The sequence below is a fragment of the Sphingobacterium bovistauri genome, from assembly GCF_020295405.1.
GTDB lineage: Bacteria > Bacteroidota > Bacteroidia > Sphingobacteriales > Sphingobacteriaceae > Sphingobacterium > Sphingobacterium bovistauri.
The window spans coordinates 25,170-37,155 of record NZ_JADEYP010000039.1 but is presented as its reverse complement, the minus strand read 5'-3'; the positions used below and the strand labels follow the sequence as shown (position 1 = coordinate 37,155).

Annotated in this window: 7 protein-coding genes; all 7 read right to left on the bottom strand. The window is 34.0% G+C overall.

Annotated features, from left to right (window positions below):
• Positions 1 to 605: 605 nt before the first annotated feature.
• The 7 genes from IPZ78_RS15985 to IPZ78_RS15955 all read right to left on the bottom strand — a co-directional run bounded on the left by IPZ78_RS15985 (position 606) and on the right by IPZ78_RS15955 (position 11,977).
• Positions 606 to 2,708 (bottom strand): S9 family peptidase, encoded by a 2,103-nt coding sequence (locus IPZ78_RS15985; protein ID WP_225554989.1) that lies wholly within the window; start codon positions 2,706 to 2,708, stop codon positions 606 to 608.
• Between the two features lie 100 nt (positions 2,709 to 2,808).
• Positions 2,809 to 3,720 (bottom strand): S1 family peptidase, encoded by a 912-nt coding sequence (locus tag IPZ78_RS15980; protein ID WP_225554988.1) that lies wholly within the window; start codon positions 3,718 to 3,720, stop codon positions 2,809 to 2,811.
• A gap of 203 nt (positions 3,721 to 3,923) precedes the next feature.
• Positions 3,924 to 5,405, bottom strand: coding sequence for a calcineurin-like phosphoesterase C-terminal domain-containing protein (locus IPZ78_RS15975; protein WP_225554987.1), 1,482 nt, complete (start codon positions 5,403 to 5,405; stop codon positions 3,924 to 3,926).
• 59 nt (positions 5,406 to 5,464) lie between these two features.
• Positions 5,465 to 7,243: a hypothetical protein gene (locus IPZ78_RS15970; protein WP_225554986.1), complete on the bottom strand. Its 1,779-nt coding sequence runs from the start codon at positions 7,241 to 7,243 to the stop codon at positions 5,465 to 5,467.
• A 4-nt stretch (positions 7,244 to 7,247) separates the two neighbouring features.
• The gene (locus IPZ78_RS15965; RefSeq protein WP_225554985.1) at positions 7,248 to 10,061 is read right to left on the bottom strand and encodes a M16 family metallopeptidase; all 2,814 of its coding nucleotides are present in this window, start codon (positions 10,059 to 10,061) and stop codon (positions 7,248 to 7,250) included.
• A 1-nt stretch (position 10,062) separates the two neighbouring features.
• A complete protein-coding gene (locus IPZ78_RS15960) occupies positions 10,063 to 10,524 on the bottom strand; it encodes a hypothetical protein (protein ID WP_225554984.1) in 462 nt (153 codons plus the stop codon).
• 4 nt (positions 10,525 to 10,528) lie between these two features.
• Positions 10,529 to 11,977, bottom strand: a complete 1,449-nt coding sequence (locus tag IPZ78_RS15955) for a RagB/SusD family nutrient uptake outer membrane protein (RefSeq protein ID WP_225554983.1) — start codon at positions 11,975 to 11,977, stop codon at positions 10,529 to 10,531.
• Positions 11,978 to 11,986 lie beyond the last annotated feature (9 nt).

The window sequence follows — 11,986 nt, the reverse complement described above, 5'->3', positions numbered from 1 at the left end:
AAAGGAGGGGTATTGCCTCAAAAACAATCGAATTGGGATGCTAGAAAACCAAATAGCAAGTCCAAGTAGGTTAAATCTTTAACAAGGCCATTAAAAAGCAAACTTCCAGAAATCCTTTAAACAAAAATGACTGAGTAAGGTAAATCATATACTCAGTCATTTCTTTAAGTCTCATTAAAAGTTGAGACTTTTTCAGTGCCCTCGGTTACTCAGGGATCTTTTTTTACCCGTATGTCATCAAACAGTCTGTAAAATGTTAAACATCTGTTAAATCAATATTTGTAAATAATATTGGTATAATATTAGTCGTTATACTAGTAATTCATAATTTAGGTTAATAATTGGTTAGTTAGAAATGTCTGGAGTTCCCCGCTTCAGACATTTTCTTGTTTACAGCAATTAACACCAAAATCAAATTTACCTCTTGGATAATAATTATTCTATAAATTGCTTTAATTTGGAGAATGATGTTAAAAATTGTTAAACGATAATTTTAACACAATATTGGCACAGAAATGGTCGTTATACTAGTAATTCATAATTTAGGTTAATAATTGGTTAGTTAGAAATGTCTGAAGTTCCCCGCTTCAGACATTTTCTTTTTATTATAAAGTTTCTTTCAACCATCCAAAAAACTCACGCTGCCACACTTGTGCATTATGACCAGATAACACCCAGTGGTTTTCTTCTGGTAAGTACACGAAACGACTTTTGATTCCCTTTAATTGCGCTACTTGAAAAGCTTCTTGTCCTTGACCTACAGGCACTCGGTAATCTTTTCCTCCTTGGAAAATCAAAATTGGCGTGTTCCATTTGTCTATATGTTTTATAGGGTTAAAATCTTGGAATGTTTTGTTATTCGTTTTATCCCAATATGGACCTCCTAAATCATAATTTGCAAAGAATAGCTCCTCAGTTGTACCGTACCATGATTCCATATTAAATAGACCACAATGCGAAATAAACGATTTAAAACGTCCATCATGAACTCCAGCAAGCATAAATACTGAATACCCGCCGTAACTAGCTCCTATAGCCCCTATCCTATCATTATCCACGTAAGATTCTTTTTTCAAATCATCTATTGCTGACAAATAATCACGAATAGGTTGTCCTCCCCAATCTTTTGAAATATCTTTATTCCACTTCGTACCCCAGCCTGGCATACCACGACGATTAGGAAGAATCACAATATAACCTTGTGAAGCCATTAATTGAAAATTCCAACGAAATGAATACCCCTGTGTAGTAGCCGACTGCGGACCTCCTTGACAGAATAATAATGTTGGATATTTCTTTTTGGGATCGAAATCTGGTGGATAAATCACCCATGAAAACAAATCCTCGCCGTCGGAAGCTTTAGTAAATCGTCCCTCCACTTTCGTTTCTTCAAATTGAGCATATTTCGCATCATTCACAGTTGTGATAGGCGAAAGTAATTTTGTTTTTAAATTGAAAAGATAGATTTCAGTTGCTTGCGTCATTTTTGTGGATGTAACCACTAGACCACCTTTTGTTTCACCTACGATACCTGACACATCAAATTGACCATTACTCAATTGTTGAATTACTGGCAAAGAGCGTATATTTAAATTCGTAGGTACATCAACGACAAAGAGCTGTACCGTCCCTTTTGTAGGTGCAACAAAATAAATTCTTTTGCCATCCTTGCTCCATGTAAATGAATTTACTGTTTCATCCCAATGACCTGTTAAATTCAATTTTGCACCTGATACAGCATCCACTACGATGATGTCATTTTTATCAGCCTCATAACCGTCCGTTTTCATACTCATCCATGCGAGTCTGTTTCCAGCAGTATTATATATAGGGTGATTATCATAACCGAGCATTCCATCAGTTAAATTGCTAGTGACCTTTGTTTGTAAATTATACTGATAAATATCAGTATTAGTACTTGTAGCATAATCATTGCCATACTTCTTTTTACAGACATATAATACCGATTTGCTATCAGGAGCCCAAGTGAAATCTTCAGAGCCACCAAATGGAGCTGTAGGGCTATAGAATGGTTGTCCTTCCAATAAATCTATTGCTTCGCCAATTTTACCATTTTCATAACTAGCGACAAAAGGATGATTAAAACGACCATCATTTTCTGAATCCCAATGACGATAATCTAAATTGTCATAGATGTAGACATTTGATTTTGTTAGGTCAACATATTTATCTTTACTGTGATTCTTGTTAATTAAAACTTGTTTACTATAAATAATATGCTTCTTATCAGGTGAAAGCTTCACATTTGACAAGCCACCTTCAACATCAGTCAATTGTACAGGAGATGTACCACTTAGATTTTTCTTCCAAATTTGGCCTTTGTAAAGGTAGATAACATCATTGTCAGAAGTAATTTCGACCACCGACTCTCCTCCAGATTCATTTGTAAATTCCTTTCCTATACCGCCTTGTGTAGGAATCGTGTATAAGTTTTTTTCAGATTTATTTTCTTCGAAAGAATAATTTGAAACACCATAAATCAAGATTGATCCATCCGCACTCAAACCTTCTGCAGACACCCTACCTAGTTTCCAAAGGTCTTCAGAGCTCATCACTCTCTTGTTTAAGTAATTATTTATTTTACTTGTCAAAACCGATTTTTCAATATTCTTTTCTGGTGCACGTTGCCCCATTGCTGATGCCCCCATAAGTAATAAAACAGTTAAGATTGAAACTCTATTCATCATCAAATATTTTTTAAGATGCAATATAAGAAAAATGAGGGGGCTTATAAAATAGCAAAGGCTTAAGATAAACTTAAGCCTTTGTAAAAATAAAAAGCATATACTACTTCCAACTAATCATTTTCTTCAATGAAATAACCGGCTTTGTATTTTTAACCACCATTTGCAAATTCTTTTGCTCCTGTTGATTATAATAAATTGAACGTGTTGAAGACACTGTTGCTACCAAATTCCCTTTGTTATCAACTACAGGGCCACCACTCGAGCCTGCTGCATAATCAGCAGTAATATCCATTTCCGCTACACTAAATGTTTGGAAACGAGACTTAGGACTCATATAATTTCTAACAACATTTCCACCTGTAAAATAATATAACATTTGGTTTGGATGTCCCATTACAAATATTTCATCCCCTTGCTTTGCTGCATTACCTAAAGGCAAAGCTTTTAACTTATCTCCTTTTGTATCAACTCGAACAATGCATAAATCGGCAGCTTCATTACTAGCCAAAATTTCTGTTACTAAATAAACATTTCCGTTGGATGTTTGAATTGGCATCGCCAAATTCTTACGACCTTCTGATTTAGTAAATGATTCCACGACATGATGATTCGTTACAATTATACCATCTTCATCAATTACATAACCTGAGGCAGGGTTAACGTGTGTTAAATGACATCTACCACAATCGTAAGCCATGCCAAAAACCACTGTGGATTCTTTAACTAGTGTCGCCAATTCAGCCTGTGTTAATGACTTATTCAAAGGGTTCAATTTCTTAACTTTTGCAATCTTCCCTTCAGCTGCAGTCAATTGTAACTTTGCTTGCGTCGTGTCTAAATATGTAGAGTTCTTTAAAAGTTCTCCCGATTTCTTTTCCAAAGTTTTCATCCATTCCGTCACATCCATATATAAATTTTCGTCATTTGGATTATGAACCTGAGCTTGTGAAAAACTAAATGCAGCACAAAATACAGCACTGAAAAATAACTTGTATATACTTACCTTAAGCATAGTAATTATGGTTTTTAATTTAAATTTCCATAAAAATAATTATTTTAATAGAAGATAACTGCAAACCATTTGTAAAAGAAATGATAGATTTATAATCATATCTATTTTAAAACCTATCGATTTTCGAATAAATTCCACCTATTAAATTCTTTAATGAAAACTAGCCTAGAACTTCTCTAATTATTGAGTTAATTCAAAATAATTTATTGAAATAACAGAAACTCCTCTTGAACAGAAAAACCGAACTTATCTTCTGCTTTTATTGTAATAGAAATAGGCTGTTTTTCGACTGAAAAATCACCCTCCGCAGTCCAAATATGATTTGATGCACGTGCACGTAATGGATTCACCGTATTATTTAATGTAGGATAAATTTTACTTTTATTGCTTTTCACAATTTGAGATACATAAGGATCAACCATCCGATTTTTCTTCATTACCTTCCATTCGCCATCATTTATTTTATACTGAACCAATGTACTATCAGATGCGCCGAAAATATTTGCCACCATTTGATTACTATCCAAACTAAGTGACATTTGCTTTGATTCATCTAATCCAACAACTTTGTATTTGAAAGAATAGTCCGTGTGATCAAAATCAATTACAAAGTAGCCTCTTGGAGTGCCACACTGCATTAACGCTTCGGGGATTCCTTCACTATTTTTTTCTCCTCGCCACCATGTTCCACATGTTGCACCAGCTCCTATCTCTTGAATATTACCGTTACTAAATACATGTCTACTTACAACATGGGTATGTCCTGACAATATTAAAACCTTGTCATAACCTTCTAAAATTTTAAAAAGCTCCTCACGATTTTTTGTTCCATACATCGGAATATGCTGACTAATAACTAACGTAGTCTTTTTATCAACATGAGATAAATCATTTTTAATAAAAAGTAATTGATCTGCACTTATTCTGCCCTCATAATTTCGTTTTCCTGTCGAATACACATTATTGAGAACTATAAAATGCACTTTTCCGCAATTAAATGCATATGTATCAGCTCCAAATTTCTGATTAAACACAGTATTCATTGCAGATTCATTGTTGACATTACGATCATGATTACCAGGCAATGCCCATGATGGCGTTTGAGTTTTTTCTAATAAAGATTTTACATTATCTAACAAGTCCAATTTATCATTCACTAGGTCACCTAAAATGATATTAAAATCAATAGTATTTGAATTTGACAATTCAGTCCCTATACTTTTCGCGGCATAATTCAATTCTTCGCTATTGTCAATTTGAATATCACCAATAGCTCCTATTGTAAACTTATTTTTAACAACGTTAGGCTGAATCAAAAAATCATAAGATTTGTGAACATCAATAAGGCTATCAGGATGAAAAAATAAATAATTCGCATTTATAATATTAGAATTTTGTTTAGTTATTAACTTATATTTTGAGGATAAAATAGGGAATAAAGACTGCCCCTTTTTAATACATAAAGTATAGTTCCCGTGCTTATCGGTTTCTATAATATCAATTCCATTTGAAATTAGAACCTTAGATATTCTCTTCTCATTTTTATCGATAATGCCATTTTTATTAATATCTAAAAACACCTTACCTCTAATCTCAACTTCAGTTTCTGTAGATTGAGATAATACTATATTGAGATTTGATAAGAAAAAGAATGATAAACTAACTAACTTGATTATTTTTTTCATTATAGTGTATAGAATATAAAAGAAGCACCAATAGGTGCTTCTTTTGTAAAATAACAGTATTATAAAACTGGTATATCGTATTTAAATAAAACTACTCGACTATCTATAACAGTTGTCAAATACACTACACCCTCTTCCGAAATTCGCATTTCAAGTTTATTACCATTTGATGTAGATAATAGACTTGCTGGATTCCAGTTACCCGTCTCATTATTAAATGTAGTTACTTTGATCCCGTTATTAGCATCTGAATATGCAAAGAATATTCTTCCATCAGGATGCACTTTTACCGCTACATTATCTCTGTTGGCTGAACCACTTGTCGTTTGCGCTATACCATCGCCCAATTGCTTCCAAGTATTTCCATCCCAATGCATAACATATGTAGCATAACTAGGATTATTTGATTGGTAAGTTAGATACAATTGGCCATCTTCAGTTGCATCTAAATCAATATTAAGATTACCTGAATTAGAATTTGAAGGACCGACATTCATTTGTCCTACTAAAGACCAATTATCATTCAATAATTTATAAACAGAAGGCTTTCTAACACCAGTTCCACTCGTCAAATCCATCACAAGGTAATACAATACACCATCTCTACCTTTCACAATTTTAGACCAAAATCCTGTTGTAGAAGGTGCCATTGTACCTCCAGACCAAGCTCCATTACGGAAAGATTCAACATATGTACCTCTATTTGGAAATGGTGAAGCTGCTCTTGCAAAAATATAACCTAAGTAAGGGACATCATTATTATCAACAGCAATAGATAAATAATTTACACGATTAAATGTTGACTGTATTCCTCCCACATACGACCAAGCCCCATTTGTATATTTTTGAACTGTTCCATACTGAACATTAGTGCCCGCCAAATAATCTTTGTACGCAGCAAAAATATCTCCATTTTTTGCAAAGGTAAATGATACACCATCTATACGAGAATCAGAAAAACCAGTTTGATCACCTACACTAAACCAAGATGTTGACTCAGGATTGTACCCTGCCATTACAGCTTTGCGATCAAGGTCAGCACTTCCTGATCTTTGGATCATCACATAAGGTTGATTTGTTAATGGGTTAATCTCCACTGTAGAAGCTGTCGTAGAAACATTTAAAAATTCTGGCAACACTACTTCGGACCATACAGGAGCCGTTAATCTTCCGACATTGACTGTAAAAATCTCATCAGATTCCATTTCATCATCAGAAAGACTAATCTCTACTGCAGAAGTATAATCTACAGCTGTTTGCTTACTAACAAAAGCAGCACCATTATACTTTACTGTAGCACCATCTGTAGTGGTATAGCGCGCTACCAAAGAGGTAACATCGGCGTCGATTGGCAAATCAACATTGATAGCCAACTTAGTAATCGTTGCAGTATAATCTCTAAATAAAACTCCTTCATTATCTTCTGCATAAAATCCAAAACTCAAAATCGAAGCATTCTTTACACCTATAATACTATACTCCGAAACAGAACCTTCCGCACCAAATCTTATCACAGTAGGATTATTAGTATCTGACAAATCTATTGGCGTAACACCTGATTCGACAACTTTAGAACCTATAAAAGCGACATTTTTTGCTTGATTTAATCTAAAAGTAGGTACCGCAGCTTTTATATCTACAGCATTAGGAACACGTATATAGATCGTTTTCCCCTCTATTGTAGCGGACACACTTTTATTCAACCCTTCATTGCTTGAAGGTTCAAAAGTAAATGACTCTAAAACTATATCATCTGAAAAAGTAACATCCTTTTCACACGAAGTGAAGGTTGTTACAGTTAGGATGACTAACGTAAAAATTGCTAATAATCTTTTCATAATATTAGTTATTAATTTGTGCAGGCATCATTACAGCCTTAATTTGTTTTGCTTTTAATATTTTATCATGTATATAACGACTCATCTGTTCAGCAGTAATCGCATTCAATATTTTCTCATACTGGGTGAAATAATCCCAATTACTGAAATTAAAATAAACATGATTACGTAACTCGGCACTCCAGAAAGTGTCCTTGTCGTATTGTTTTTTATAAGCTTGCTGCATTTGAACTTTTGCATTTTCCAACTCTTCCGAAAAATAGGTTGGTTCCTTTACAATCTTATTCAATTCCACAAAAACCTGCTCGATTAAGAAATCTTTGCGCTGTGGCTCACAAGTAAAATTAACACGAGTTCTCATCAAATTAGTTGGTTCTGAGGTCGCACTTACATTAACCCCCACACCGTATACACCCGATTGTTCCTCGCGAAGATTCTTTCTCAATTTTACTTTAAGGATACTTTCAGCGATTTCATTCATCAAAATCTCTGGGTAATCATATTTACTATCGATAGTCTGAAAAAATAAATTAACAGTCGCTTTTTGTGCCTCACCTGCATAGACAAGAATATCTCTGTCTGCAGTATTTGTATATGAAGGAATTTGCTGATCAATTTGATAAGAATCTGCTGGAAGTGATGCTATATATTTCTCTACATAAGATTGTATTGAATCTGTAGCGATGTCACTTATTATTATGAAATCAAAATCTCTAGCTGAACCAAATCTTTCATTGAATACTGGAATTATCCCCTCAATATTCAATTCATTTTCAATCTTTTCAGCCGAAATTTTATTCTCATCAAAATCATCCGATCCTATTGCTTTACTAAGCTGATCTGTATAATCTTTAGACACGTCAAATTGCTTAGTTTGAGCTGCATCTATTGCTCTCTTTTTAATGCTATTAAAAACATTTTGATCAACTTTAGGAGAAGTCCATTTCAAATACATCAACTCAAACATCATTTTTACATCTTTGGATTTAGCACTTGCAGATAACCCTTCACGATGAGATGACATCATAAATGTAGCAGAAGCCGAATTACCCGTTAAAAATTTAGTCAACGCATTTCTATCAAATTTCCCCGCACCACTGTTACCTAAAATATTCTTTGTAAATGCTGCATTGACGTACTTCGAAGAATCTATAGCCGCATACCCCCCTTTTCTAAATCCAGTTAACTGCAAATGATTTTTGCGGGAATTACTAATTTTAACATATACATGAGCCCCATTAGACAAGTCCCATTTTTCAACATTAATTTGGTCAATCTTTGTTTTTCTAACGACTGACCCTGCAACAGGTTCTTTTGATAATAACTGCGTAGGGACTATAACTACATCTTTCCAAGGAGCAATAGTTTTATTTCTTGATTCCTCAAATAATCTTTTAAGAGTTGAGTTATTAGGTAATTTATCCTTTAGCCTTTCAGGTGCAGCTAATAGAATAACGGTATTCCCTGCTGAAAAATAATTAGCAATGTGCTTAACAATACGAACAGAGTCAACTGATTCTAATATGCGAATGGATTGGTCCTTTCTATTATTTTTATCCATCAAAATATCGCCATTGAAAAAATTATCTTTCAGCTGTCCTAGCAGTAAACTTGCATTTAAACTATTGTCATTCTCATTACTTCGACTTAATTGAGCAACCGCCTGCTTAGCATACGATGTAATCTCTTCAGATGTAAAGCCATATTTCACGATACGCTCCTTTTCTAATAAAAACTCAGCTATACCAGCCTCAATATTGTTTTCAAATAAAACAGCACCACCTATCGACAATCCATTATTCAACAATAAATCGGAGAAAGACATCGACGAACTTTTGTAATCGTCTGATTTTTGAGTTATACGATCAAAACGCTTTTTAATTAAAGCATTTGACATATTTCTCAAAATTCTATATTCCAAATCCGATACTGTTTTTAAAGGATTAATAGCAGGAAGTTTAGTAATATAAGTGAAATCTACACTTTTGGCTTCTTTATCAGTATAGATATTAAACAATGTATCTTTGTGTTCAGCTAATGCATATCTTTCCCTCTTCGCAGCTTTTTTGACTTTCTTGGCACGAGAAAATAGTTGTTTGATGATTTTTTCAGTTAGTTTTACATCCTGATTTGTCACCACGGCTATTCCCATCAAATCTGGTCTATACCAAGTTTTGTAAAAATCTACAATGGTGGGTCTTTGAAAATTTCTCAAAATATCTAAGGTACCAATCGGTTTGCGCTCAGCATATCTAGAATTATAAAAAATCAACGGTAAAGTCTGATCACTCATACGTGCTGAAGCACCTTGCTTGGTACGCCATTCTTCGATGATAATACCTCGCTCCTTCTCCAATTCCAAAGAATCAAAACTTAAATTATACGCCCAATCATAAACAATATCCAAAGCCTTAGACAAATTAGTTTGATCTTTGGTATCAATAGAAATTTTATACACCGTTTCATCATATGAAGTATGCGCATTCAGATCCGCACCAAATTTTACCCCTAAAGATTCTAAGTACGTAATGACTTGGTTTTTGGGATAATTTTCACTGCCATTGAAAGCCATATGTTCTACAAAATGTGCTAACCCCAATTGATTATCATTCTCTTGAAGACTTCCTGCATTTACAAATAGCTGAATAGATGTCTGTGCTTTATCAGAATTATCTGGATAGATATAGTATTTAAATCCATTCTTCAAGACACCACTTACCAATTTAGCATCTTGTTTCAACACCTGCCCACGAAGTTGACTGTTGCCTGCGATGACACAAGCAATAAGCAACAATACTATTTTTGTCAATCTATACATTTTATATTTTTACGATTTTTAACTCTGATTGATTTTTATCTGGACCTGGTAAACCAATCGTAATATCTTTATCATTCGAAATCAGCTTGATTGTAATCGAATTATCTTTAGATATATCAATTGGATTCTTTTTCCAAAGTATAGAAATAGGTATCTCAAAATATCCTGGTTTGAATACTAATTCTTTAGAAGAACTTAACAACTCAAAATCAATTCCCTCTTGCAATCCATTACCAACAATGATATCATACTTTAACGTAATAGGATCATATTGCATTTTGGCACTGAAGTATACTTTGTATTCAACAGTTTCATCACGTGTAGCTTGCACATTAACTTGCGAAGCTTGTCCAACATGGATATAGAAAAAAGGGTGATCATAAGGAGTGTGTAGTTCTTTATTACACGAGGTAACAAAAACTGTCATGACACTCATGATGAATATGGTGATTATGTTTTTCATTTGTTTAATTATTAACTGTTGGATTCGGTTTAATTAACTCGTTAGCATCTAGTTCAGTCTTTGGAATAGGCAACACGAAAATATCATTAGGATAAGAAATACTACACATACCCGCATTACAACCAGCTCCTCTGTTGACTGATTCCTTATAGCGGAAAATATCATAAAGACGATGACCTTCAAAACCTAATTCCTTACGTCTTTCGTTTTTAATGATTGTAAATAATTCTTCAGGAGAAGCGTACGATACTGAAATAGACTCAGGAGATTTATTCAATGCTCTAGCCTTAATCGTTTTGATATCTGCTACTGCCAAGTCATATTTTTGTTGCTTATAATAAGATTCTGCACGATTCAAAATCACTTCAGCCGAACGAATCACTTTATAATTAACTGGCCAAAGTGCATTAGAAACCCCTTCATATGTACCATACTTTAAAGTCTTGTTCCCTGAAGCAGTACTCGCAATCATAGATCTACGTACATCGTTTGCTTCAAAAAGATTTAGATAAGTCGAATTAGTACTTCCTAAAAAATTGACAGAATTATAAAAAGAAGCCATATATTGTGAAGATACACTTGAAGGATTCATTTGCCATAGCACCTCTGATTTTATGGAGCTAAAATCTGTACGTTGTGCATTGCTTATATACATATCTAAATAATCTACAGCAGGAACCAAATTATTTTTACCCGAATTGATTACTTCACTCGCATATTTCACAGCATTTTCATAATCACCCATATACAGATATACGCGAGACAAAAGTCCCTTTGCGGCATCGGCATTAGCATAAATTCTGTAATTATTCACCTGTGTCAACCCTTCTATACCTGCTTTCAAATCTGCAATAATCTGCGCATAAGTTTCTTTGACTGTAGCGCGTGCCAATTTTACTCCAGGCGCAGGTGTACGTAATGGTAAAGGGATACCCAAATGAGAAGCATCTGCTGTATAGGTGAAATGTTGACTATACACATTACATAACGCCAAAAACACCGTAGCTCTCAAAACTTGAGCTTCTGCTACATATTTCTGTAAAGATGCAGTCTCCACACCATTTAATCGTCCTGCCAATAACTCTTCTGCTCCTTCAATGACATTATTAATATTATTCAAAGCGGCATAACCATCGGCCCAAATAGTCATTGTTGAACCTGTGGCATCTTCTTCATTAAATATGTAACTATAGTCATTTAGCATATAATTACTTCCTGGCGTATTGATACGAGTCACATCATCTGCACGTAAATCACCATAAATTCCGTATTCAGATTGCATGAATTTCGCAACCAAACTATAACTACCAGTTAGTGCATCACGAACTCCATTGACATCAGCAAACAATTGTTCCTTTCCTAACTGTCCAATTGGTTCTATTTCTAAGAATCCTTTACCACAAGAACTAAAGATTAATGCTGTAGCTAGTAAAGTATATTTAAATATTTTCATTTTTTCTTC